The organism is Parageobacillus thermoglucosidasius (assembly GCF_001295365.1).
Classification (GTDB): domain Bacteria; phylum Bacillota; class Bacilli; order Bacillales; family Anoxybacillaceae; genus Parageobacillus; species Parageobacillus thermoglucosidasius.
This window is the reverse complement of the sequence record NZ_CP012712.1, coordinates 686,438-709,745: the sequence shown is the minus strand read 5'-3', so window position 1 is coordinate 709,745 and position 23,308 is coordinate 686,438. Positions and strand designations below refer to the sequence as shown.

General features: G+C 45.6%; 26 protein-coding genes. 6 read left to right on the top strand and 20 right to left on the bottom strand.

Annotated features, from left to right (window positions below):
- Positions 1-108: 108 nt before the first annotated feature.
- Both AOT13_RS03545 and AOT13_RS03540 read right to left on the bottom strand, forming a co-directional pair.
- The gene (locus AOT13_RS03545; protein ID WP_003253746.1) at positions 109-621 is read right to left on the bottom strand and encodes a YwhD family protein; all 513 of its coding nucleotides are present in this window, start codon (positions 619-621) and stop codon (positions 109-111) included.
- A gap of 21 nt (positions 622-642) precedes the next feature.
- A complete protein-coding gene (locus AOT13_RS03540; protein WP_003253748.1) occupies positions 643-1,311 on the bottom strand; it encodes a site-2 protease family protein in 669 nt (222 codons plus the stop codon).
- Between the two features lie 132 nt (positions 1,312-1,443).
- On the opposite strand from AOT13_RS03540, the gene AOT13_RS03535 reads away from it, so the two are divergent.
- Positions 1,444-1,629 carry a 2-hydroxymuconate tautomerase gene (locus tag AOT13_RS03535; protein WP_003253749.1) on the top strand — a complete coding sequence of 62 codons (186 nt, stop codon included), beginning with the start codon at positions 1,444-1,446 and terminating at the stop codon, positions 1,627-1,629.
- 113 nt (positions 1,630-1,742) lie between these two features.
- Positions 1,743-3,044 carry an NCS2 family permease gene (locus AOT13_RS03530; protein ID WP_003253750.1) on the top strand — a complete coding sequence of 434 codons (1,302 nt, stop codon included), beginning with the start codon at positions 1,743-1,745 and terminating at the stop codon, positions 3,042-3,044.
- A gap of 27 nt (positions 3,045-3,071) precedes the next feature.
- Here AOT13_RS03530 and AOT13_RS03525 read toward each other — a convergent pair whose 3' ends face one another.
- The 3 genes from AOT13_RS03525 to AOT13_RS03515 all read right to left on the bottom strand — a co-directional run bounded on the left by AOT13_RS03525 (position 3,072) and on the right by AOT13_RS03515 (position 5,280).
- Positions 3,072-3,590: a YwgA family protein gene (locus AOT13_RS03525; protein ID WP_003253751.1), complete on the bottom strand. Its 519-nt coding sequence runs from the start codon at positions 3,588-3,590 to the stop codon at positions 3,072-3,074.
- A gap of 13 nt (positions 3,591-3,603) precedes the next feature.
- A complete protein-coding gene (locus AOT13_RS03520) occupies positions 3,604-4,905 on the bottom strand; it encodes an HD domain-containing protein (RefSeq protein WP_013401863.1) in 1,302 nt (433 codons plus the stop codon).
- 147 nt (positions 4,906-5,052) lie between these two features.
- Entirely contained in the window at positions 5,053-5,280 is a 228-nt protein-coding gene (locus AOT13_RS03515) for a YuzB family protein (protein ID WP_003253753.1), read from the bottom strand.
- A 348-nt stretch (positions 5,281-5,628) separates the two neighbouring features.
- On the opposite strand from AOT13_RS03515, the gene AOT13_RS03510 reads away from it, so the two are divergent.
- Positions 5,629-6,288, top strand: coding sequence for an RsfA family transcriptional regulator (locus AOT13_RS03510; protein ID WP_013877683.1), 660 nt, complete (start codon positions 5,629-5,631; stop codon positions 6,286-6,288).
- A 33-nt stretch (positions 6,289-6,321) separates the two neighbouring features.
- Here AOT13_RS03510 and lipL read toward each other — a convergent pair whose 3' ends face one another.
- Together lipL and pta are read right to left on the bottom strand one after the other, a co-directional pair.
- A complete protein-coding gene (gene lipL / locus AOT13_RS03505; protein ID WP_042384319.1) occupies positions 6,322-7,158 on the bottom strand; it encodes an octanoyl-[GcvH]:protein N-octanoyltransferase in 837 nt (278 codons plus the stop codon).
- Between the two features lie 81 nt (positions 7,159-7,239).
- A complete protein-coding gene (gene pta / locus AOT13_RS03500) occupies positions 7,240-8,214 on the bottom strand; it encodes a phosphate acetyltransferase (RefSeq protein WP_003253756.1) in 975 nt (324 codons plus the stop codon).
- A gap of 205 nt (positions 8,215-8,419) precedes the next feature.
- On the opposite strand from pta, the gene hemQ reads away from it, so the two are divergent.
- The 3 genes from hemQ (at position 8,420) to gerQ (ending at position 10,357) form a co-directional block, all read left to right on the top strand.
- The gene (hemQ, locus tag AOT13_RS03495; protein WP_003253757.1) at positions 8,420-9,166 is read left to right on the top strand and encodes a hydrogen peroxide-dependent heme synthase; all 747 of its coding nucleotides are present in this window, start codon (positions 8,420-8,422) and stop codon (positions 9,164-9,166) included.
- Between the two features lie 223 nt (positions 9,167-9,389).
- Entirely contained in the window at positions 9,390-9,812 is a 423-nt protein-coding gene (locus AOT13_RS03490) for a cell wall hydrolase (RefSeq protein ID WP_003253758.1), read from the top strand.
- Positions 9,813-9,838: 26 nt separating this feature from the next.
- The gene (gene gerQ, locus AOT13_RS03485; protein WP_003253759.1) at positions 9,839-10,357 is read left to right on the top strand and encodes a spore coat protein GerQ; all 519 of its coding nucleotides are present in this window, start codon (positions 9,839-9,841) and stop codon (positions 10,355-10,357) included.
- A 99-nt stretch (positions 10,358-10,456) separates the two neighbouring features.
- On the opposite strand, the gene AOT13_RS03480 is transcribed toward gerQ, so the two are convergent.
- The 13 genes from AOT13_RS03480 to AOT13_RS03415 all read right to left on the bottom strand — a co-directional run bounded on the left by AOT13_RS03480 (position 10,457) and on the right by AOT13_RS03415 (position 23,301).
- The gene (locus AOT13_RS03480; protein WP_003253760.1) at positions 10,457-10,828 is read right to left on the bottom strand and encodes a DUF423 domain-containing protein; all 372 of its coding nucleotides are present in this window, start codon (positions 10,826-10,828) and stop codon (positions 10,457-10,459) included.
- 161 nt (positions 10,829-10,989) lie between these two features.
- Positions 10,990-11,253 carry a YwdI family protein gene (locus tag AOT13_RS03475; protein WP_013401868.1) on the bottom strand — a complete coding sequence of 88 codons (264 nt, stop codon included), beginning with the start codon at positions 11,251-11,253 and terminating at the stop codon, positions 10,990-10,992.
- 127 nt (positions 11,254-11,380) lie between these two features.
- Positions 11,381-12,055 carry a uracil-DNA glycosylase gene (locus AOT13_RS03470; protein WP_003253762.1) on the bottom strand — a complete coding sequence of 225 codons (675 nt, stop codon included), beginning with the start codon at positions 12,053-12,055 and terminating at the stop codon, positions 11,381-11,383.
- 49 nt (positions 12,056-12,104) lie between these two features.
- On the bottom strand, positions 12,105-12,488 hold the full coding sequence (locus tag AOT13_RS03465) for a YkvA family protein (protein WP_042384321.1): 384 nt from the start codon (positions 12,486-12,488) through the stop codon (positions 12,105-12,107).
- Between the two features lie 416 nt (positions 12,489-12,904).
- Positions 12,905-14,287 (bottom strand): glycine--tRNA ligase, encoded by a 1,383-nt coding sequence (locus tag AOT13_RS03455; protein WP_013877690.1) that lies wholly within the window; start codon positions 14,285-14,287, stop codon positions 12,905-12,907.
- Between the two features lie 306 nt (positions 14,288-14,593).
- On the bottom strand, positions 14,594-15,418 hold the full coding sequence (locus AOT13_RS03450) for a glycosyltransferase family 2 protein (RefSeq protein ID WP_173662692.1): 825 nt from the start codon (positions 15,416-15,418) through the stop codon (positions 14,594-14,596).
- A gap of 88 nt (positions 15,419-15,506) precedes the next feature.
- Positions 15,507-16,703 (bottom strand): MFS transporter, encoded by a 1,197-nt coding sequence (locus AOT13_RS03445; protein WP_013401872.1) that lies wholly within the window; start codon positions 16,701-16,703, stop codon positions 15,507-15,509.
- A gap of 100 nt (positions 16,704-16,803) precedes the next feature.
- Complete coding sequence (locus AOT13_RS03440; protein WP_013401873.1) at positions 16,804-17,139, bottom strand: DUF3147 family protein; 336 nt, start codon at positions 17,137-17,139, stop codon at positions 16,804-16,806.
- Positions 17,127-17,552, bottom strand: coding sequence for a MarR family winged helix-turn-helix transcriptional regulator (locus tag AOT13_RS03435; protein WP_042384327.1), 426 nt, complete (start codon positions 17,550-17,552; stop codon positions 17,127-17,129). The genes AOT13_RS03440 and AOT13_RS03435 overlap by 13 nt, the downstream gene beginning before the upstream one ends.
- A gap of 179 nt (positions 17,553-17,731) precedes the next feature.
- Positions 17,732-19,351: a M20/M25/M40 family metallo-hydrolase gene (locus AOT13_RS03430; RefSeq protein WP_042384328.1), complete on the bottom strand. Its 1,620-nt coding sequence runs from the start codon at positions 19,349-19,351 to the stop codon at positions 17,732-17,734.
- 78 nt (positions 19,352-19,429) lie between these two features.
- Complete coding sequence (locus tag AOT13_RS03425) at positions 19,430-20,872, bottom strand: sucrose-6-phosphate hydrolase (protein ID WP_042384330.1); 1,443 nt, start codon at positions 20,870-20,872, stop codon at positions 19,430-19,432.
- A gap of 40 nt (positions 20,873-20,912) precedes the next feature.
- The gene (locus tag AOT13_RS03420; RefSeq protein ID WP_042384331.1) at positions 20,913-22,286 is read right to left on the bottom strand and encodes a sucrose-specific PTS transporter subunit IIBC; all 1,374 of its coding nucleotides are present in this window, start codon (positions 22,284-22,286) and stop codon (positions 20,913-20,915) included.
- 184 nt (positions 22,287-22,470) lie between these two features.
- Positions 22,471-23,301, bottom strand: coding sequence for a PRD domain-containing protein (locus AOT13_RS03415; protein ID WP_003253772.1), 831 nt, complete (start codon positions 23,299-23,301; stop codon positions 22,471-22,473).
- Positions 23,302-23,308 lie beyond the last annotated feature (7 nt).

Here is a 23,308-nt window from a genome sequence, read left to right as displayed (position 1 = left end):
AGCTTTAGTTTACCTTGTTTCCTACGAAACGACAAGTACCCGCCATAGGACGTTCACAAAAACGTCACATATATGGAAATCCATGAAAGAAGCAGTTTTTTCCCCTTTTTATTCCCCGCCTTCCAATCCTTTTCGCAATTCCTCGCTCGAACGATTCCACATTTCGATATCATGTTGTTTTAAAAAGTCCGCAAGTACCCGTTTTGATTTTTCGTCCATATGATCGACGATAATACGGCGCTTTAGTGACTTATCTAAACGATTCACATGCTCCGGAAGCAGCTTATAGCCGCGGCGCGCCTCGCGATCGACCGTCATTTCGCATGCGGTGACGCCGGCATAATACGGCCCCTCTTCTTTTCGCTCGATCGTCACCCATACGATCCAATACGGCTTTCCGTTCGGCACTTCCTCGCGATTTGGTGAAAATTTAATTCCCCGCTCCACTACGCTCCGGGCATGCATCGCTCCCATATCCACAAACGCTTCCCCCGCTTCGACGTCGATAATGACCGGGGAAACATTTTCCAAGCTTAACACCCCAGCGCCAAATCCGCCGTGGCCATCCGTTGGATCATCCTTAATGATATTGAATCCGATATTTTTCTTTTTCTTCTCCATCCTAACGCCCTCCTTCATCACTTAAAAGAATAACGCGGAAAAAAAGGATTGCAAGTTTTCCAGTACAAACGGAAGCGCCACATTAAAAAGCGGCTGTATCGTATAACGGTCAAGCGGCGTCAACACAAGAATCAGAAAAAGAAGCGCCCCGTAACTTTCCCACTGCGTCAGTTTCGCGCGAACGCCTTGTGGCGCCAAATCCTCAATAATCCGGTAGCCGTCAAGCGGAGGAAACGGAAGCAAGTTAAAGACAAACAGCACCGCATTTAAGCTGATAAAAATTTGAAAAAACGTATCAAACCCGGCGGCAAACCAATCTGGAATCGCCGCCATCACGCCGAAGCGAATCATGCTATACCATGCCAAAAACCCGAACGCGGCAAGGAGAAGATTGCTGAAAGGGCCTGCGGCCGATACAAGAATCCCGGCAAGGCGCGGATTGGCAAAGTTAAAACGATTCACCGGCACAGGTTTTGCCCAGCCGAACCCGGCCAGAAAAATAAGCAATGTGCCAAGCAAATCGAGATGGGCAAGCGGGGACAGCGTCAGCCTTCCTTCATTTTTCGCCGTCGGGTCGCCGAACTTATAAGCGACGTACGCATGAGCAAATTCATGGACCGAAAAAGCAATCGCGAGCGCCATGAACACATATGGAAGTTGCTGAAGCGAATAAGGCAATAAATGTTCCACTCTTTTTATCTCCTTTTTTCCATTTGATCGTTTATTAACTAGTATACATGATTATACGGAAAAAGTGGACGGAAGTTCCCTTTTTCATGATATAATAAACACGACGAATGACCAGCAAAAGGAGGACGACCCATGCCTTACGTTACAATCAAAATGCTCGAAGGGCGTACGGACGAGCAGAAAAAGGCGCTTGTCGAAAAAGTGACAGAAGCGGTCGCCGAAACAACAGGCGCCTCGAAAGACAAAATTGTCGTGTTTATTGAAGAAATGTCGAAAAACCATTACGCGGTCGCCGGAAAACGTTTAAGCGACGAGTAATAAGCGCACAAGCAAGGAACGTTTCTGTTCCTTGCTTTTTTCATTGCAAATTTTTGAAAAAACGAATATTATTATATGTGTGATTCAAAACGTTCGTATTTTGGAGGTAAACGATGTTTGATTTGGCGAAACATAACACGAATTTAAAAACAGAAATCATCGCCGGGTGCACGACGTTTTTAACGATGGTGTACATCATCGTCGTTAACCCTGTCGTGCTGTCGGATGCCGGTGTTCCATTTTCCCAAGTGTTCACTGCAACGATTATCGCTACCATCATTGGAACGCTATGGATGGCGTTATTTGCAAATTATCCGATCGCGATCGCGCCGGGGATGGGATTAAACGCGTATTTTGCCTACTCCGTTGTCGGATCGCATGGCAATATTTCCTATGAAGTCGCATTCTCGGCCGTGTTCGTTGCCGGAATCGTTTTTGTCATTTTGTCGCTGACGCCGTTTCGCAGCAAGCTGATCGAAGCGATTCCAGAAAATTTAAAACACGGCATTACCGCGGGAATCGGCTTGTTTATCGCTTTTATCGGCCTTCGTTTAACCAAAATTATTCAAGCACATCCGCAAAACTTAGTCGCGCTTGGCGATTTACATTCGCCATCGGCGGTATTGACGCTCATCGGTTTGGCGGTTACGCTCGTGCTGATGTCGCTCGGCGTCAATGGCGCGCTCTTTTTCGGGATGGTCATCACCGGCGTGATTGCTTATTTCACCGGGCAATTGAAATTTGACAAAGGTTTTGTTTCCATGCCATCGCTTCCGGAAGGGCTTGTTGTCGCCAATCCGCTTACCGCCATCGGCGATGTGATTCATTACGGATTGTATGCCGTCGTATTCTCCTTTTTGCTTGTAACGATTTTTGATACGACGGGAACGATGATTGGCGTCGCCCAGCAAGCCGGACTGATGAAAGGCAAAACGATGCCGCGCGCCCGCGAAGCATTGCTTGCTGACTCTGTCGCAACAACGATTGGCGCGATGTTCGGCACCAGCCCAACGTCTGCTTACATTGAATCTTCTTCGGGCGTCGCCGCCGGAGGACGTACGGGTATTACAGCGCTGACGGTCGCGATATTATTTGCCTTATCCGCCTTTTTCGGGCCGCTTGTCAGCGCCGTCTCCGGCATTGCGGCGATTACCGCACCGGCGCTTATTATCGTCGGCAGCTTAATGATGGGCAGCATCGCCCGGATTCAATGGGATCAGCTCGATGAGGCATTCCCGGCGTTTCTCATTATTTTAAGCATGCCGCTTACTTCCAGCATCGCAACCGGAATCGCACTTGGCTTCATTTCTTATCCGCTGTTAAAAATCACGCGCGGCAAATGGCGGGAAGTGCATCCGCTCGTTTATCTTTTTGCCATCTTATTTTTCTATCAGCTCGCCTTTTTGCCTCATTAAAAAAGCGCACGAAAAAACGAAGTCCCGTCATGCGCGGACTTCGTTTTTTACTTTGGCGCGCAATTTTTCTATGTACGCATACGCCTGCTCGATTTCTTCTTCCGTATACCGCTGCTTGCTTTTTAATAAAAATACTTTTTCTTTCACTTCTTCTTTCGTCAAATGCTCAAAATAGAGCACTGTCGAAACGAGCTCTAAAAACCGCGAGTTTTGCTCGTTCATATCTTGCATGCATTCTTGCAAATGGGGCATCTTGATATCATAATGGTTTAAAAACTGCTTTCCCGCTTCCGTCAGCGTATAGCGATATTGGAAATAGCCGCCTTTTTTCTCTTTCACTTCATGCAAAAATCCTAAATCGCAAAGCTCCTCAACGCGGCACGTTAATTCTTCGGAGTACGGCCCATAGAAATGAAAATCAAACTTCTCGTAAAACGGAAATTGCAATTTTTTCGCGATGTAAATCATTTTTTGCAGCTTTTTGCGGCCGACGATTTCCCCAGCTGCCGCCAACGCCTTCATCACCTTTGCATGTTCAGTGAACACTCCCCGTCATCTCCTAACCCTCTAAAATTTCGATAATTTTTTTCTTTGTTGTTCGCTTCGTCGAAAAATCGTAAATAAAATCAGCTGGAAAATATAGTTTATGATCGGTTCTCCGTTTTCCAGAAATCGCATCGACAAGCACCGATTCTCGCGACAGCTCGCGAAGCTCTCCATTCGGCATCAGCAAATAAATCGGCAGCCGCTCCCCTTCTTCGCCCGGGCGGTAAAAATCGTACGGCAAATCGGACGAAGAATCGACAACTAAATAATATTCCGGATCAATGTCCGCTTTTTTAAACAAGCTGGTCAGCTCGATCAGCTTTGTCATCTGTTCATTAGTTGGATTAAATTCGACATATTTGAATAAATGGCGATTAACAAAACGGCGGCACAGGTCGCTTAAAATCTCATCACGCTCGTCTTGCCATTGCTGGAAATAAAACAATATGACCGCTTCATCGAGCTTTAAATAATCTTGCAAATCCACGTTTCCGGCAAAGAGCGAATAAAAGTGGACCGGCTTTGTTTGAAAGTTGTATCCGTCTTCATACAGCTTTTTCGCGCGATGCAAAATTTTCGTTAAAATGACTTCAGCGCTGCGCGTCACTGGGTGGAAATAAACTTGCCAATACATTTGATAGCGGCTCATAATATAATCTTCCACCGCATGCATGCCGCTCCGCTTGATGACAACTTGGTCTTCACGCGGGCGCATGACGCGCAAAATCCGCTCCATGTCAAAATTGCCGTAACTGACGCCGGTATAATACGCATCTCTTAACAAATAGTCCATTCGGTCAGCGTCGATTTGGCTCGAAATTAAACTGACGACAAGCTTATTCGGATATGTTTTCGCAATGACTTCCGCCACTTTTTTCGGAAAATCGGCGCTCACGCGGCGAAGCACTTTGTTGACTTCTGTATCCCCTAAAATAATTGCTTGGGTGAAATCTTCATGATCAAGCCGGAACACTTTTTCAAATGAATGAGAAAACGGCCCGTGTCCTAAATCATGCAGCAGCGCCGCACATAAACAGAGAAGCCGTTCGCTATGGTCCCAATGTTCGCGGCCGACGAACACATCGTCAATAATGCGGCGGATAATTTCATAGACGCCAAGGGAATGGTTGAAGCGGCTATGTTCGGCGCCGTGGAACGTCAAATATGTCGTGCCAAGCTGTTTAATGCGGCGCAAGCGTTGAAACTCTTTCGTGCCGATTAAATCCCAAATGACTTTGTCGCGAACGTGTATATATCGATGAACGGGATCTTTAAATACTTTTTCCTCACTGAGCTGCCCGCCGGGATATGCCATGTTATCCCCTCTTCCATTTCTGACTGAATCTATTATAAGCCGTTTTCGGCGATAAAAAAATACTCGATTTTTCCTCATTTGCCTATCAGTATTTCCTAAAACATAGAAACAAAAAATCACCTTCTTCCTAAATATGAAGGCGATTTTTTAGCTTTTCTTCAATTTTTCAGCAATTTTTTCGATCAGTTCATCTTCCGTCAGCGCAGAGACCGGACGGTTATTGACAAACGCAAATGTTTTTTTGCGGCCGGGACCGCAGTACGACTGGCAGCCGATTTTGATCGTCGCGTTTGGGTCCAGCTTTTTTAAACGCGGAATCAACGTTTTTAAATTCGGCGCTTTGCAATCGGCGCAGACGCGAAATTCATTCGCCATCTTTCGTCACCTCTTCTCTTCGCTCGGCAGGTTTATGCACTAACGTGTATTCTAACGCTTCTTTTCCGGCAATGCAAGTTTGTTTGCTCACGGGGGTTATTCCATTTCGTCCCACCCATCGCGAGATGTTAAGCAAGGTTGCCCCCGCATAGACTGCGACTCTGGCCAATCCTTGCGCATTGTGTAAAATCTCACTGCCGGCCCTTAGGAAAAATCAACCTGTTTGTTGCCATTCCCAGACTTCATCAAAAACTCTTGCAACTTTAAAAAAAATAATAGTATAAAACTTCCTATTTTTGTCCATGCTTCTACTAACAAATTAAAGAAAAAAAGAGGGAGTTGAGAGTGATGAAACAACGTCAAGATGCATGGACAGAAGAAGACGATTTGCTACTAGCAGAAACGGTGCTTCGGCATGTGCGGGAAGGAAGCACACAGCTGAACGCGTTTGAAGAAGTCGGCGATAAATTAAACCGAACATCTGCCGCCTGCGGCTTCCGCTGGAACGCTGTCGTCCGCCGCCGCTATGAACAAGCGCTGCAGTTGGCAAAGCGGCAGCGGAAAGAACGGCAGCGGCTGCTTGGCAAACAACAAGCGGTGCGCAAAAAGCGATTGTACAATCCGCCTGTTCCTTCTTTGGAGGAAATAGGAGAAATCGTCCAATTGCCAGCGGTCGTGCCTTCTGCCAATGAAACATCGCCGATGACACTCGATCACGTGATCACCTTTTTACAAACGTTCAAAACCGTTCATCGCGATCATGAATCATTAGTAAAAGAAAACGAGCGCTTGCGAAAAGAAAATGAAGAAATCCGCGCGAAAAATAACGAATTAGAAAAGAAAATTGCCAAATTGGAAGAAAACTCTTCAACGATTCAGGAAGATTATGAAACATTGGTGAGAATTATTAACAGAGCCCGCAAGCTCGTCTTGCAGGAGGAAGAAGAGCGGCAAGCACTCAAATTCCGGATGGACCAAAACGGAAATTTGGAAAAAATCGCAGAATGACTAACGGCTGCCCCGTTAAAAACGGGCAGCCGTTTATTGCGCTATCAGCGACTTCTCATTCCGGTTGACGATCCGCTCCCAATAATATTCGTATAATAATAGCTCCTCCTCGTTTAAAGCGGACGAATAAAGCTTGCCGCCAAACGATTGCAGTGTGCGAAATAATAAAAGTAAGACGGACGATATCGTCAACTCTTCATGAAGCAATTCGGAAAGCGACGCCATCGTGCTCGGAACAATCGTCGGGTATGTAAATTTCGTCTTCTCCCCTTTTAAGCCAATCTTGTAAAAGCGGCGGAGCAACTCCGCGCGCGCCGAGCCGCTGCCGTTTATACATAAATAAATTTGCACCGCAACGCCGCCGCGCACGCGCCGCTGCGAGATGCCAGCGAATTTTTTCCCGGCAATGCTTAAATCGTAGCTCCCCGGACAGTAAGAACCGGTGACTTCTCTTGCTTCAATTGCCTTATTGTAATCCGAAAACATCGCCTGTACCAGCTGCCACATCGCTTCATATCCTTGGTTAATATCAATCGCTTTTGTCGTTTCTGGAAAAATGAGCGACAGATTAAGCACCCCATCGTCCAGTACGACGGCAAGCCCCCCTGAATTGCGGACGATGACGTTGTATTTTTGCGCTTTTAAAAATGACACGGCATCGCGCAAATGAGGGAGCTTCGTATCTTGAATTCCCAGCACGACGGTATTGTAATGAACCCATGTGCGAACAACCGGATCGGACAACCCTTTTCCTACCGATGTACAAAGGGTGTCATCGATCGCAAACGACTGTTTTGCATCAAACATCGGACCGAAATGCGACTGGTCAATAATGCGCCATTTCGCCTGTTGCAACAATTCGTGAACCATGGCTTTTCTCCTTAACAAAGTCATTTGCAAAAATTATACCATAAACATAAAAAAGGTGACGTTTCGTCACCTTTTTCTGAATTATAGCGATTGCGCCGCAGTTATAAGCGTCAGCTTGTACACATCTTCCGCATTGCAACCGCGTGACAGGTCGTTCACAGGCTTATTGAGTCCTTGCAAAATCGGGCCGACCGCTTCAAAGTTGCCGAGACGCTGGGCGATTTTATAGCCGATATTTCCCGCTTCAAGGCTTGGGAAAATAAATACGTTCGCGTCTCCTTGAATGACGGAATCTGGCGCTTTCTTTTTCGCGACAGACGGAACAAACGCCGCGTCGAACTGAAACTCACCGTCCAGCACTAAGTCAGGCGCCATTTCTTTCGCAAGCCGCACCGCTTCGACGACTTTTTCCGTTTCTGGCGATTTCGCTGATCCTTTTGTCGAAAAGCTCAACATCGCCACGCGCGGCTCAATGTCGAACATTTTTGCCGTGTTGGCGCTTTCGACAGCGATTTCCGCCAAATCTTGGCTGTCCGGGGCAATGTTGATCGCGCAATCGGCAAACACGTACTTTTCATCACCGCGCACCATAATGAATACTCCTGACGTTTTGCGGACGCCTTGTTTCGTTTTTATAATTTGCAACGCAGGCCGCACCGTATCAGCCGTCGAATGCGCCGCGCCGCTGACAAGCCCATGCGCCTTATCCATGTACACAAGCATGGTGCCAAAATAATTTTCGTCAAGAAGCAGCTTCCGCGCCGCTTCTTCCGTCACTTTCCCTTTGCGGCGTTCGACAAATGCCGCAACAAGCTTGTCCATTTCCCCGTACTGATGCGGATCAATGATTTCGACATTCGGAAGCGTCAGCCCAAGCTCGCTTGCTTTTTGCTTAACCGCTTCTTCATTGCCAATGACAATCGGCGTGACGATTTGCTCGTTCGCCAGACGGCTTACCGCTGTTAAAATACGCTCATCAAGCCCTTCCGGAAACACGATTTTCCGTTGTTTTCCCGCTATTTTTTCTTTTAATGTCGAAAATAAATCACTGCTCACGAACGAATCCTCCCTAATGTTTGAAATGCCCCTATATACTAGGATACTCTTATTATATAGAAACGCAACTAAGTTAAGCATTGCCATAAAAAATCGATTTATTAAGACAATTCAGTTTATTATCTTTTACATGCGGCATTCGAGCGTTTCTTGGCCAAACTATGGTATAGTAAAATTGTAAATGACAGATAAGGGAGTGAAGAAAATGAGCGAAGCTGCACAAACACTCGATGGCTGGTATTGCCTTCACGACTTCCGCTCGGTCGATTGGAGCGCTTGGAAAACATTAACAAGCGATGAACGTGAAGCAGCCATTCATGAGTTTTTATCATTAGTCCAAAAATGGCAGGAAACAGAAGACAAACAAGAAGGCAGCCATGCGATTTATACAATCGTCGGGCAAAAAGCCGACATTATGTTTATGATTTTGCGGCCGACGATCGAAGAATTGAATGAAATCGAAACGGCACTTAACAAAACAAAGCTGGCCGAATATTTAGTGCCAACCTATTCTTATGTTTCTGTCGTCGAGCTAAGCAACTACTTAGCCTCTGGAAATGAGGACCCTTATCAAATTCCGGAAGTGCGCCGCCGTCTCTACCCAATTTTGCCGAAAACGAAACACGTTTGCTTCTATCCGATGGACAAGCGCCGGCAAGGCAATGATAACTGGTACATGCTTTCGATAGAAGAACGCCGCAATTTAATGCGCGCCCATGGCATGACAGGACGGAAATATGCCGGCAAAGTAACGCAAATTATCACTGGCTCCATCGGCTTAGATGATTTTGAATGGGGCGTTACATTATTCTCTGACGATGCATTGCAATTTAAAAAGCTCGTTTACGAAATGCGTTTTGACGAAGTGAGCGCCCGCTATGGGGAATTTGGGTCCTTCTTTGTCGGAAACCGTTTAACAGTAGAAAAAGTGCCGTTATTCTTCCATGTTTAACCTGTTCCCTATCTTCCCGCTTTCTTTAATTAAAAGGAGCGGGATTTTTTTTGTTGTTCTCCTGTTTTTTGGACCATCCTCTTTTTTCTGTCATATTCTACTTTTTTCTTCCATAAATATAAAATCAGAAATTCACTTTCAAAATGGATTGTCCAATTGTCACCATTTTTTCCTTATATCAATAGCCTAATATTGTTGAGAAAAAGACAGTTGAGGTGACAATATGGCTGTTGTGGCATGCACAGATGAAGAAGTGAGATTATTGGCAAGGCTGATGCGGGCGGAAGCAGAGGGCGACGGAAAACTTGGCATGTTAATGGTCGGAAACGTCGGAGTGAACCGCTGCATTGCCGATTGCCTTGATTTTCGGGGAATACGCACGATCCGCCAAATGGTGTTTCAAAGCCCGGGCGGGTTCGAGGCGGTACGGAAGGGTTATTTCTATCAAAGAGCGAGAGACACCGACATTCAATTAGCCCGTCAAGTGATTCGCGGCTGGCGGTACCATCCTGCGACAAACTCACTCTGGTTTTTTAAACCGGCAGGAGAGTGTCCGCCGCAATGGTTTAATCAATGGAACGCCGGCCGTTATAAGTCACATTGTTTTTATGCGCCGTCACAGAGTGATTGTCCAAGAGTATATTAAATTTTCATGAAGGAGGTTTCTCTCTTATGTCCGCTAACTCGTACGAAAATACGTTTTTGGAAGATGAACGCCAACAACCTTATTTTTATTATCCGTATCTTTATGGAGGATACATGTTCCCGCAAGCATATTATCCAACCGCTTATCCATACTCCCAGCAGCCACTAACGGCGGCAGCTCCTGCATTCGGCACACAAGCACCTTCTTTCGCAGCGCAAACACCGACAACAGCCATCCAGCCGTCCATCCCCGGCATGCTTCCAATTGAACAATCATACATTGAAAACATTTTGCGCCTGAACAAAGGAAAGACAGCTACTGTATATATGACGTTCGAAAACAACCGGGAATGGAACGCGAAAATATTCCGCGGCATCATCGAAGCGGCCGGTCGTGACCATTTGATCTTAAGCGAACCGCAAACGGGAAGGCGCTACTTATTGCCGATGATTTACCTTGATTACATCGTGTTTGAAGGGGAAATCGCCTACGAATATCCGTTTGCCGGCGCGACTGCTGAATTAAGCACCTATTCTCCGCGATAAAGCTTCTTAAAAATCCCGTTACACAAAACAAAGGCTGCATGTGGCAACCTCGTTTTTTTCATGATGAAAACAGCACGGGGCAGACGTTTGCCTGCCCCATTATAATGCTTTCACCGCCGCGTATCCGATCAACGCCCACGCAATTAAAAACGAAACTCCGCCAAACGGCGTGATCATTCCGAGCGGCTTGATCTGCGTCACGCTTAACACATACAAACTTCCGGAAAACAGCACAATGCCGATAAACATAATCCACCCGGCTGTCGTCAACAATCCAACATTCGGAAACTTACCGAGCAACAGCCCAACGGCCAGCAAACCGAGCGCGTGAAACATTTGGTATTGCACGCCCGTTTTCCATACTTCCAAGTAATGTCCCGGAATTTTTCCTTCTAGCCCATGCGCTCCAAATGCCCCAAGCGCCACAGATAAAAACGCGTTAATCGCTCCAAGAAGCACAAACGTTTTCATTTCCCTCCGTCCCCTCATCAACAATTCTCCATCATTATGATAACGTATTTCCACATAAAAGAAAAACTCTTCTGCTTCAGAAGGGGTAAGTTCTTCAACACCGAACGTATAACCGCTTTGTCCCGTTTCTTTTTTAACACACAAAATCCCTTGAAACCGCCTTAAAAATCGAACAGCGATGGTCCATTCGCGTCATCTCCAATGTCGATTCGCTCGCTTTTCCCTTGTGGGATGGAAAGCGGCACCACAGCGGCGGAAGAAACGGCCGCCGTTTCCTTTGCTTCCTCTTTCTCCAGCACTAAATCACACAAAGCCCGAACGGCAGCGATGTGCTCACGCAAACGTTGCTGGCTGGCAGCCGTTTTTGCCTGCCGCAGCTGTTCTTCCATTTTCGTTAAAATAGCAGCAATCGGTATATTCAACACTTTCACTCCTATTCTTCATAAAATCGCGCTGAACTCCCGGCCCCATCATTTTTCCCGCTCTCTTCTTCCTTGAAAAAAGAGGGGGAAAACAAGACAGGGCTTCCGGCTCCGACAGAGAATTTTTTACTTAAATATTTTCAATTTGCCAATCAATCGGCTCGCGCCCCACTTTTTGCAAAAAGGCATTGGCCCGCGAAAAAGGGCGATGGCCAAAAAAGCCGCGCGCAGCGGAAAACGGGCTTGGGTGAGGCGCTTCGATAATGTAATGGTGCGGATTGGTAATTAGCTCTTTTTTCGCTTGCGCATGCCGCCCCCATAACAGAAAGACGACAGGATCTTGTTTTTCATTGACAAGCTCAATTACGCGGTCCGTAAAAAATTCCCATCCTTTTCCTTTATGCGAATTCGCTTGGCCGCGCCGCACCGTTAATACGGTGTTTAGCAATAACACTCCTTGCTTGGCCCACTTTACTAAATAGCCGTTGTTCGGAATATAACAGCCGAGATCGTCATGAAGCTCTTTAAAAATATTGACAAGCGACGGCGGCAGCGGAACCCCCGGTTTGACGGAAAAACTCAATCCGTGCGCCTGCCCCGGCCCGTGGTACGGGTCTTGCCCTAAAATCACGACTTTCACTTGCGAATACGGGGTATAATGGAGCGCATTAAAAATATCATACATATCCGGGTAAATCGTTCGCGTGCGATATTCTTCCTTCAAAAATTCACGCAGCTTTATGTAATACGGCTTGCGAAACTCTTCTTCAAGCAATGGAGCCCAGTCGTTTTTCAAAATCGCCATACCTAAAACTCCTTTTCGTTTGTTCACCATTAATGTATCACAACTAATTTCAATCTATAAACCGTTCAACGAAAAACGGAAATAACCAAACGAACAGCGCCACATACAAAACAATGATCAATCCGCCCACAAACCAATTTTTTGGCTTTTCTTTTTTCGCCAATTCCGCCGCTTGAGCACGGTACTCATCGATAACCTCCTTCGGCATCCATTTTAAAGCGAGAAAAATGCCGAGAGGAACAAGAAGCAAATCATCGAGATACCCGAAAACCGGGACAAAATCGGGAATCAGATCAACCGGACTGAAGGCATAAGCGACGACACACAGCGTAAACAACCGCAACAGCCAAGAAATCCGCCGGTCTTTATACGCTAAATACAACACAAATAATTCTCGCTTCAGCTCCTTCGCTCGCCGTTTCCATGTTTGCATCTCGCTTCTCCTTTTTCATTTCCATATTGTAATAAAGACGATCGGCGTTTTTCCCGTCAGAAACGATAAACTGCACAACCTATTTCTATTATTACGGAAAACCGCGAAAAAGCACAACATGCCGGAAACAAAGCGAAAACGATGTAAAAAAACAGGAAAAATGTGCTTCCTTTTTCAAAGCCTCCATGCGCTAAACTAAGAGCAAATTTTATCCAATCATCAAAACTTGGTCGGAAGACGTGCGTCAGCAGCACGGAAATCTCCCTCCTTTTTCTTGCATTGTTAACATAAAAGCTGCAGGTGGCTTTTCTTGTTCAGAATATGGTGATCCATTGACATTATCGGCATTTTCCGATTTCCATAGTATAAAAAGAAAGAGCGCCTTATCCAAGCAAAGGCGCTCTTCTCTCCACCGGTTAAAATTGCACTTTTTCCTCTAAAAAGCTTTTTAACTGAGAAATCGGAATTCGTACTTGTTCCATCGTGTCGCGGTCGCGCACTGTCACCATGCCGTCTTGTTCAGAATCAAAATCATACGTTATACAGAATGGCGTGCCGATTTCATCTTGGCGGCGATAGCGTTTGCCGATCGAACCAGTCTCATCGTAATCGACCATAAAATGTTTCGACAAATCCGCAAAAATGTTGCGCGCGCCTTCCGCCAATTTTTTCGATAATGGAAATACAGCGGCTTTATAAGGGGCAAGCGCCGGATGCAGGCGCATCACCGTCCGCGTCGTACCATCTTCCAGCTCTTCTTCGTCATAGGCGTCAATCATAAACGCCAGCGTCACGCGGTCTGCGCCAAGGGATGGCTCAATGCAATAAGGGATGTAACGTTCGTTCGTTTCCTGGTCAATATAGCGGAAATCTTCCCCAGAATATTCCATATGTTGTTTTAAATCGTAATCTGTGCGGGAGGCAATGCCCCATAGCTCGCCCCAGCCGAACGGGAATTTGTATTCGATATCGGTTGTGGCGTTGCTGTAGTGCGACAATTCTTCTTTCGTATGGTCGCGGAGGCGGATGTTTTCTTCCTTCATGCCCAATGACAGCAGCCACTGCTTGCAAAACTGCTTCCAGTAATCAAACCATTTCAGCTCCTCGCCGGGCTTGCAGAAAAACTCCAGCTCCATTTGTTCAAATTCGCGGGTGCGGAACGTAAAGTTCCCTGGCGTAATTTCGTTGCGGAAACTTTTTCCGATTTGCGCAATGCCAAACGGCAGCTTTTTCCGCATTGTACGCTGGACGTTTTTAAAATTCACGAAAATGCCTTGCGCCGTTTCCGGACGGAGATAAATTTCGTTCGCGCTTGATTCCGTTACTCCTTGATATGTTTTAAACATTAAGTTAAATTGCCGAATGTTCGTAAAATCATGGCTGCCGCATTCCGGGCAAGCGATGTTATGCTCTTTAATAAGCTCTTCCATTTTTTCAAACGGAAGGCCATCGACGACCATTTCGATTCCCTTTTCTTCTAGCGCGCTTTCAATCAGTTTGTCCGCGCGATGGCGGGCTTTACATTGTTTACAGTCAATCATTGGATCATTGAAATTGCCTAAATGGCCAGATGCTTCCCACGTTTTTGGATTCATTAAAATCGCCGCATCCAAACCGACGTTATAAGGCGATTCTTGAACGAACTTTTTCCACCATGCCCGCTTAATGTTGTTTTTTAATTCCGTTCCCAGCGGGCCGTAATCCCATGTGTTGGCCAAGCCGCCGTAAATTTCCGAGCCCGGAAACACAAAGCCGCGATGTTTGGCGTGAGCAACGATTTGCTCCATTGTCACTGACATGACTGCTTCCTCCTTTTCCGTTTTCATAACAAACAAAAACGCTCTCGCCACTAGGCCTTATTGCCTAGGGACGAGAGCGTGGCTCCCGCGGTTCCACCCTAGTTGATGCGACTAGCGCATCCGCTTTTCAGGAAAGCAACTCCGGACTGCCGTTTCATTAACCATCTTCACCGGGCTTCCACCGTCCCCGGCTCGCTACAGAAGAGAGGGTTAACTACTATCGATCCATCATCGTCACGCCATATTCCATTTTGCTATTTATAATAGCAAAATGGAAAAACGCTCGTCAATGCTTGAAAACATTTTTTACGAATGGTGTTTCAAATGCCACAGTCTCGATATGATCGGCTCCCCGTCCCAAACGATCTTGCTTTCTGCCCTTCGTTTTTTCACTTCCGGTTCGTCAAGGAGCAGCCAAAAGTTTTTCATTGGCAAATTCCCGAGCCCGTGCTTTTCGCTTAGCCTGTTTAAATACATTCTCCGTTTGTCGTCCATCCGCCGCGACAAGTTATTCCCGGCATCGGAAAAAGCGTATAACACGCTCGCTGTCGCGACACGTTTGACGCGAAACGACCCGGAAACGCGCAAAAAGAAGTCCCAGTCCCAATAATGGTGAACACCCGGATCAAAATAGCCGATATGATCATGAATCAATTTGCGATATAAACTTCCGGACGGAACATATGTGGAAAATTTCCGCATCGCTTCCCGGTCATATTCATAAGCGAATAAAAAGCGGTCTGTCGGGATGCGCTGCCCGTTTTCCGTCCGGTAATGAAAAATTTCGACATCCGAGTAAACGAAATCGACATCGCTAATTTCCGCAACCATTTGCTCCATATGGCAAGGAAGCAACAAATCGTCATCGTCGCAAAGCATAATAAGTTCCCCTTTTGCCGCCTTGACACCGATATTTCTCGCCTCGACATGTCCGACATTGCCGCGGCAGTGGATAAGATGAACATCGAGTTCCGGATATAACGCAATAATATCGTCAACGCGCTCGCCCCCATCATTGACAACGACCACTTCAAAATGATGGTATGTCTGCCTGTTCAGCGATTCCAATAATTCCGCAAGCGGGTACGGGCGATTGTATGTCGGAATGACAACAGACACAAACGAATTCAAGTGGTTCACTCACCGCCTCTCTTGCATACATAAAAAAGAAGGAGCAATTATCCTAAAGGTATAGCTCCTTCTCCGTTTTGTCAAATATTTATGCCAATTCCCGCTGTTTCGTCTCTTTTCCCAGCGCCCATACCGCGATCACACCGACGAAAATGGAAAGGCAAAAAACCGCAAAAATGGCCGTGACGGTGAGGCCATTGCCGACAAAATAGCCGACGAAAAGCGGGCCTAAAACGCCGCCGATACGTCCAAACGCCGCTGCCATCCCGGCCCCCGTGCCGCGAACCGAAGTCGGGTAAAGCTCTGGCGTATAGGCGTATAACGCCCCCCATGCGCCAAGATTAAAAAACGACAATAAAATTCCCGAAGTCATCAATAATGCAAGCGAATCAGCATTGCCAAAGAAATAGGCGCTCACAGCCGTACCGATCAAATACGTGATGAGCACAAATTTCCGCCCCATCCGCTCAATAAGCCACGCGGCGCTAAAATAACCGGGCAGCTGCGCCAGCGTCATAAGCAAGACATACTCGAAACTTTTAATTAAACTAAACCCTTTCATGACCATTACACTTGGCAGCCATAAAAACATGCCATAGTAGGAAAATACAACGCAAAACCAAAGCACCCAAAGCATGAACGTTTCTTTCCGGTAAGCAGATGACCAAACTTTGGCAATGTTATTCCACACTGTTTTTTCTTTATGCGCGCTCGTAAACCTTGGCGAATCAGGCAGCCCCCATCGCAAATACAGAGCGTATAACGCCGGAATCGTCGCAAGCAATAGCGCTGTTTGCCAACCGTATGTTGGAATGACAAAATACGAAATGAACGCGGACAACAGCCAGCCGACTGCCCAAAAGCTTTCAAGCAACACAACAGCTTTTCCGCGTTCGTGCGCCGGCACGCTTTCCGATACAAGCGTCGAAGCAACCGGCAGTTCTCCACCTAAACCCATGCCTATGAGAAAGCGCAAAACTAAAAACGCCGCCAGTGTCGTCGTTAAAGCGGATAGACCGCTTCCGATTGAAAATAATAACAGGGTGATAATAAACACGTTTTTTCTGCCGATGCGGTCGGCTAACAAGCCGAATAACAGCGCGCCGGCTGCCATGCCGATTGAATTGACGCTCCCGATCCATCCCATTTGCTTGGCGCTTAAGCCCCAATCTTTTTGCAATGCCGCGATAATAAACGACAGCATGCCCACATCCATCGCGTCAAACATCCAGCCAAGCCCGGCGACTCCTAACAGCTTCCGCTGCGAAATTGTTTGTCGACTCATGTAAATCCTCCTATTTTAACAAGTGTAAAGACATGTTTTCTATCATTATAGGAGGTTTTGCGGAATGATTCAATAAAAGTGTGCAATTGCCATATGAACTTTACATATTTTTGAAAAGAATGTTTTGTATCATGAGAAACATTCCCCAACCGACTATCCCAAGCGCGACGGATAAACTGAACGGAAAAGAAGCTTTGAAACATAAGCCGATAACGAACAATAAAAAAGCGGTTGCCGGTAACCCCCACAACACTCCATCAATAAATTTGCTCAAAATGCGGATTTCTTCTCCTTGAAAATATAGCCAAAATAAACTCAATAAGCTGACTAACGGCAATGCCGCGATAACGCCGCCAAAGGCTGGATATCTCCGAGCCGCTTCTGTGACGCCGCCAATTATAATAGCGGAAACAACGATCTTGACTAGCGCAAACATTTTCTCGCTCCCTCGCTAAGAATAGAAAATGCCTTTTGTATAAGTTCGATATCCAATGGATCCAGTTGCTTAAAAATTTTTTTCAGTTTGTCTTTGTCCAACCGGGTATGCCGGTATAATACCCGTCTCCCTTCCTCGGTTAATACAACGAACACTTTTCTCTCATCTACACTGCTTCTTCTTTTCACAACCAGTCCTTTTTTTATTAGCCTCTTTATATGCTCTGAAGCAGTATTATGCGAGACAGCTAAATGTTTTGCTAAATCGCCAATCGTTGCTTCTTTGTTTTTTTCTATGTACTGCAACAAACGAACCGCTTGGTGTGTAATATGATCTTCATGAACATAATGTAATAAGTAATAAATATCTGTCCATTGCTCGTTAATCATTTCAATAACATCATCAATCTGCATCCGTTCCCCCTCCTGTTATTCAAATATATCTTAACATAAGATATAATCTTATGTTAAGATATAAAAGACCGCTGTTATTTCGTCAATCTGCACGTTATGGATCTTATTGAACCGCTACTTTATCCATAAAAAAAGATAGGCGCATTAACCTGCCTATCCTCTCACGGCTCTGTCCTTCTTTATTTTACAAATGTCTCGCCAACTATATATTCCAGCCACTCTTTTAGCTCCTTAAACGCAAATCGAACGTTAAGGCGTTCCGTCCATTGGTGGGCGTCACGCCCGATCGGCCCGATGTTGAGCATTGGAACGTCCCATTTTGCCAGTGCATCAAGCGGCAGCTGATAGCCGCAATCCCATATCGGCATATTTTCGGTAAGCGTTTGTAGAGAAGCGAAAGATTGCTGCAAGCCGACATAGCTTAAATCAGAAATTCCAGGAAAATAATGTTGTCGGACAAGCAAAATGCCATGTTTTTCTTGCGCGTATTTTTGCAGCTTCGCAACAAGGCGCTGAACAAACGGATCGCTGCCGGAGCTGACAGCCGGGTAATATGGAGGCGCATAAAACAACACAATCATCGGCGCGAAATCTTTACAAAGCATGGCGAGCCGGTCGACTAGCGTGATCGTTTTCTCCCGGTCGTCCTTCGCCGCTTCCATCGATAGCACGCTTGCTTCAAGCTGTTCGACTTTTTTGGAGCCAAACATGTCCACTGCTTTCTTTCTTAATTCCGCAAAAGTAAATACGTTGATCAATATTGGTTTCGGCACTGATGTTTCGAATTTCGCAAAACGGGACGCCTCGCTGTCATAATGCTTTTCAATGCGCTTCGCCGCCCGCTTTGCGGCCGCAATTAACGAATCCGTCACGTCATCGAGCGGTTTTTGTTGCAAAAATAAATTAAATAGCGCCACAGCGCGATGCGGTATTTGCACGGAATATTCTTCTTTTAAATCCGTCTGCAATAAACTAGTCGGAGGCGGGCTGGCTTCCCCGTCGAATACTTCGCAAAAATCGGTATTAAGCTCTAATTCGCTTGCAATTTGCGCCACCATGAAATTAGCATTTAGTCCCGCGAACGGCTCGCCGACATGCGTTTCTTTTCCGTAACAATAAAAGCCCGGCAACGCTTTCCCGATCGATCCGGTGTAAATGTAATTCGTTTTGTCCCCCGGATAGCGCGCAAACATCGGTTCAGAATTGATGACAAGCCGGTAAGTCAGCTCATATTTCTCTGCCATTTCCACGAGCACTGGCGCAGCCGCGCGCATTCCCACTGAATTTGCTTCCTCATCCGGCACAGTAAGGAGAAGTAAATTCCCGGCAAACGCTCCGTGGCATGCTTGCTCGATCAGCGACATATGGAGAGCAAGCCCGCATTTCATATCCATCACACCGCGGCCAAACAGCCATTCTCCTTTTTCGAGATCCGCTTGCACGCTAGAAGGAAGCTGCTGTTTCTGCTCGTAAAACCGTTTCGTCAGCTCCTCTGGCGAAAACGCAGCGTCCTTCCACATTCCGTAATCTTGTACATCGACCACATCAAAATGGCTGATGAGAACGACAGTATCGCGCACTTGTTCCGCTTTTTTCACAAGCGCGGTAACAAAATAGCGCCCATCTCCGGTCGGATGCAATTGTACAAACTCATTATTTCCTCGGAAATAATCAATGGCGCGCAACTGTTCTGCGATAAATTTCGCAATCGATATTTCCGCTTCCGTCCCGCTGATGCTTGGATATTCGACTAAACGGCAAAGCAATTGTTTCAATTGTTGTGGCGTCTGCCATTTCATTTCAATCCCCCATTTTGAATATATCTTCCTCCCTTATTTTAGCAAAAAACAACACCGCAACCGACGGCGTATGCGGTGTTACAAACTCCATTTTTCAATGTCAAAAACAAGCTGTCCATTGGCAGCAAACGAAATCGTTTGATTGTTTTTATGTGGAAAGAACCGTGCCGTAAATACTTCTTCTCCTCCATTTACAAATACTTCGATTGAGGAAGTGTCTAAAAACATGTGCAACGAATGCAAATATTCCAAATAACATTGCCTTTTTTCGGTCAGCCCGTTGGCAAAACTTTTGCGTTCTAATGTCAACACACGTTCACCGCTATGGTAAATAAGGCGTACCTCGCTACGAATAACAATCTCCATGTCTCCTAATAGATGAATGTTTTCTAAATAAAGCTCGATCACATCCCCGTTGATTCCTTCTAACATTATTTCTTCGTTTGCGATTGTGACACCAGAATATGCAATTTTATCCTTACGCAGCATTTGCAACTCTTCCACTGGTTTCTGATATATTTTACCATCTTTCAGTTTTAGTTCACGCGGCAATGTGAGCGCATGAACCCAGCGATGCGCAACGGTCGGATGCTTATCCTCATCTTGATCAGGAACTCCCATCCAAGCGATTAAAATTCGTCTTCCTTTTTCATCAAGCATCGTTTGTGGAGCATAAAATTCAAAGCCGCGGTCTAATTCGGTAAACGCTCCGTGAAAAAATTGGGCCGTTTCGTAATCAAGGCACCCGACAAAATAACCAGACTGATGCACGTTATGATATTTCATTCCTTCTGCTTTTAACCCTTGCGGACAAACAAGGAGCACTTCTTGTCCGTCCAATTCAAATAAATCAGGACATTCCCACATGTAGCCAAAATCGCCTAATTGATTCAAATTTCCTCCGGCAATCGCACCAAGATATTCCCAGTCAAAAAGATTTTTTGAGCGAAATAACACCGCTCGTCCATCCAAACTGTTGCTTTGAGCCCCGACAATCATGTACCAATTTTTGTCTTTTTTCCAAACTTTCGGATCACGGAAATGCGCCGTATAGCCGTCAGGAAGCGTTACAACAACTCCTTTTTTCTCAAAATCAATACCGTTTTTCGACATAGCCATACATTGGTACGTCTGGCGGTTTCCATATTCATCTTTCACATTTCCTGTATAAAATAATGTCAATACACCATCATTGTCAATGGCGCTTCCCGAATAGCATCCGTTTTTGTCAAACCATTCACTTGGGGCAAGCGCAATTTTTTCTTGTTTCCAATGAACAAGGTCACAAGATGTATAGTGCCCCCAAAATTTCGCGCCATGCCCAGTATGAAACGGCATCCATTGATAAAACACATGGTAAACGCCGTTCCAATGAATCAAGCCGTTCGGGTCATTCATTAGCCCGACCGGCGGCATTAAATGATAATGAAGGCGGTAATAGTCTTTTTCTACCATGTCTCGATATTTTTTCATTTCGGCATATGCTTGTTCGATCAGTTGTTGTTCTTTTTCCGATTTCATTTTTGCTCACCTCTGTCGCAGCGAATCAGGCATGACTGAATCATTCTTCTTCGCGAAATCCAAGCAATAATGTTGCAATAAACGCAGAAACTACCGCAATTGCAAACCCGACTAAATAGTTGACTAAATTTTGCATTCCTTCCGGGGCGACGATGGCAATCATCGGAATGCCCGTTAACCCGTAGGCGTTCGCAACAACGTTTGTAAATACAACATACGCTCCTCCTAACGCACCGCCGATAGCCGCAGCAATAAATGGCTTACGGTATTTTAAGTTCACCCCGAAAATTACCGGTTCAGTAATTCCAAGAAAAGCTGATAATGCAGATGGAAGAGCCACTTCTTTTGTTTTCGCTCGCTTCGCTTTCACAAATACGGCCAGCCCTGCCCCGCCCTGTGCAACATTGGCCATCGACCAAATCGGCAATAAATAGTTGACGCCAAGTTTCGCCAATAAGTTGGCTTCGATTGCATGGAAACTATGATGCACACCAGTAATGACAATCATAGAATACAAGCCGCCGAAAACAAGCCCAGCAAGCGCCCCGCCATAATGGTAAATAAAGTTAAGCACTGTCGTAATTCCATCACCAAGCAAGTTGCCCAATGGGCCGATGGCTAAAATGGTAATAAATCCAGTGAAAATGACCGTCACAAATGGAACAACAAGCAAACTGACCGCGTGAGGCACGATTTTCCGTAATCCGCGCTCGATTTTACACATCACATAAGTAGCCAGCAAAATCGGAATGACGGTCCCTTGATAACCAACCATAGCAATATCAAAACCGAGAAAATGCATATACTCTGGCTTGGCTTCTGCCAATCCCCAAGGATTCAACAGCGCGGGATGTGTCATAATCCCACCGATGACCGCCCCTAAAAATGGGGTGCCACCAAACTCTTTCGCCGCACTAAAACCAATTAAGATCGGCAAAATGATAAACGCCGCACTCGAAAACATATCAAGCAACACATACCACGGGCTATCAGGCGCAACCCATTTGAACGCTTTCATCATTCCTAATAGTCCCATCAACAGACCGCTAGCAACAATCGCAGGGATAATCGGAACAAAAATGTTTGATAACGTTTTCGCCAATCGTGCTAATGGATTCATTTTTTGCTTGATTGCTTCTTGATGAACAGCTGTACTTATATGTTGCAATCCCGCTTCTTTTACAAATGCGTCGTACACTTTATTGACAACACCAGTACCGAAAATAATTTGATATTGCCCGGAACTGGAAAATGCTCCTTTTACCCCTTCAATGCTCTCGATCGCTTTTGTGTCCGCTTTCTTGTCGTCTTTTAACACTAAGCGTAGCCTTGTCGCACAATGGGCGGCGCTGATGAGATTCTCTTTTCCGCCTAACAACGAAATGAGTTGTTTTGCGATGTGTTCGTAATTCATTTGTGAACCCCTCTCTTTTATTTTTTAAAAAAGCAAAAAAGACCTAAAACATACAAAGGGCAGTATGGCAGAAACACATCTGCCATTCCCTTCATACGTTTTAGGTCTTGCCTGCGTTTGCAGTAACAATCCCACGATATTTTTTTGTAATGCGCTTTCATTATAATCGAATCGAAATCATTCGTCAACGTTTTTGTAAACGTTGAAGATGAAGGGCGATATAAGCGAGCTCAGCATCAGGAAACTCGAGGCCATATTCACTCTTCGCATGCTCGGCTATCTTTTTTGCGCAAGCGTATTCTTTTTCATATTTTGCTTGAATGAGCGCAAGCATCTCATCATCCATCGAATGAAACCATTCATGATCTTCAATGCGGTTGATCGCAAAACGCAAGTGGGTGAGCAGCCGCTGGTATGAAATGCTTTCTTCATCCATATCAACGCCTAGTTCAGCTTGAACGATATCGACCATTTCGCGAATAAGTGTCGTTTGCCGAAGCGTTTTATTCATGCTGGCGGCGTCCATCTTAGCGGTATGGATATGGAGAGCGATATGTGCCACTTCATCATCCGGAATTTCAATGCCGAGCCGCTCCTTAATCAGTTGTTTCGCCCATAGTCCAATTTGATATTCTTTTCTGTACAACACTTTAATTTCATTGAGCAATTTATTTTGGATGCGGTAACCCTGTTCAAGCCGCTCAAGCGCAAATGATAAGTGATCGGTTAAAGCAATATGAATATGATTGTTTAGCGGGGCTTGCAGCTGCCCCTCCGCATAGCTAATAATTTCTTCGGCAATTTCAATATGCTCTTCCGGCAATGTCCGCAATAATTGTTGAAACTTTTCATTTTCCCCTTCCATCACAAAAATTTTTTCAATTTTCGAAGGAGGAATAATATCATTTTTTCTTTTTTGAAAGGCAATTCCCGCTCCCATGACAATTTTTTCTTTCCCATCATCCAATACGACAACCGCATTGTTATTTAAAATTTTATGAATCCGGAACGCCATGGATTCA

Coding starts and splice junctions, on each gene's coding strand:
- AOT13_RS03545 (WP_003253746.1), bottom strand. CDS start 621: ATGGAGAAGAAAAAGAAAAATATCGGATTCAATATCATTAAGGATGAT.
- AOT13_RS03535 (WP_003253749.1), top strand. CDS start 1,444: ATGCCTTACGTTACAATCAAAATGCTCGAAGGGCGTACGGACGAGCAG.
- AOT13_RS03530 (WP_003253750.1), top strand. CDS start 1,743: ATGTTTGATTTGGCGAAACATAACACGAATTTAAAAACAGAAATCATC.
- AOT13_RS03520 (WP_013401863.1), bottom strand. CDS start 4,905: ATGGCATATCCCGGCGGGCAGCTCAGTGAGGAAAAAGTATTTAAAGAT.
- AOT13_RS03515 (WP_003253753.1), bottom strand. CDS start 5,280: ATGGCGAATGAATTTCGCGTCTGCGCCGATTGCAAAGCGCCGAATTTA.
- AOT13_RS03510 (WP_013877683.1), top strand. CDS start 5,629: ATGAAACAACGTCAAGATGCATGGACAGAAGAAGACGATTTGCTACTA.
- lipL (WP_042384319.1), bottom strand. CDS start 7,158: ATGGTTCACGAATTGTTGCAACAGGCGAAATGGCGCATTATTGACCAG.
- hemQ (WP_003253757.1), top strand. CDS start 8,420: ATGAGCGAAGCTGCACAAACACTCGATGGCTGGTATTGCCTTCACGAC.
- AOT13_RS03490 (WP_003253758.1), top strand. CDS start 9,390: ATGGCTGTTGTGGCATGCACAGATGAAGAAGTGAGATTATTGGCAAGG.
- gerQ (WP_003253759.1), top strand. CDS start 9,839: ATGTCCGCTAACTCGTACGAAAATACGTTTTTGGAAGATGAACGCCAA.
- AOT13_RS03480 (WP_003253760.1), bottom strand. CDS start 10,828: ATGAAAACGTTTGTGCTTCTTGGAGCGATTAACGCGTTTTTATCTGTG.
- AOT13_RS03470 (WP_003253762.1), bottom strand. CDS start 12,055: ATGGCGATTTTGAAAAACGACTGGGCTCCATTGCTTGAAGAAGAGTTT.
- AOT13_RS03465 (WP_042384321.1), bottom strand. CDS start 12,488: ATGCAAACATGGAAACGGCGAGCGAAGGAGCTGAAGCGAGAATTATTT.
- AOT13_RS03455 (WP_013877690.1), bottom strand. CDS start 14,287: ATGTCAGTGACAATGGAGCAAATCGTTGCTCACGCCAAACATCGCGGC.
- AOT13_RS03445 (WP_013401872.1), bottom strand. CDS start 16,703: ATGAGTCGACAAACAATTTCGCAGCGGAAGCTGTTAGGAGTCGCCGGG.
- AOT13_RS03440 (WP_013401873.1), bottom strand. CDS start 17,139: ATGTTTGCGCTAGTCAAGATCGTTGTTTCCGCTATTATAATTGGCGGC.
- AOT13_RS03435 (WP_042384327.1), bottom strand. CDS start 17,552: ATGCAGATTGATGATGTTATTGAAATGATTAACGAGCAATGGACAGAT.
- AOT13_RS03430 (WP_042384328.1), bottom strand. CDS start 19,351: ATGAAATGGCAGACGCCACAACAATTGAAACAATTGCTTTGCCGTTTA.
- AOT13_RS03425 (WP_042384330.1), bottom strand. CDS start 20,872: ATGAAATCGGAAAAAGAACAACAACTGATCGAACAAGCATATGCCGAA.
- AOT13_RS03420 (WP_042384331.1), bottom strand. CDS start 22,286: ATGAATTACGAACACATCGCAAAACAACTCATTTCGTTGTTAGGCGGA.
- AOT13_RS03415 (WP_003253772.1), bottom strand. CDS start 23,301: ATGGCGTTCCGGATTCATAAAATTTTAAATAACAATGCGGTTGTCGTA.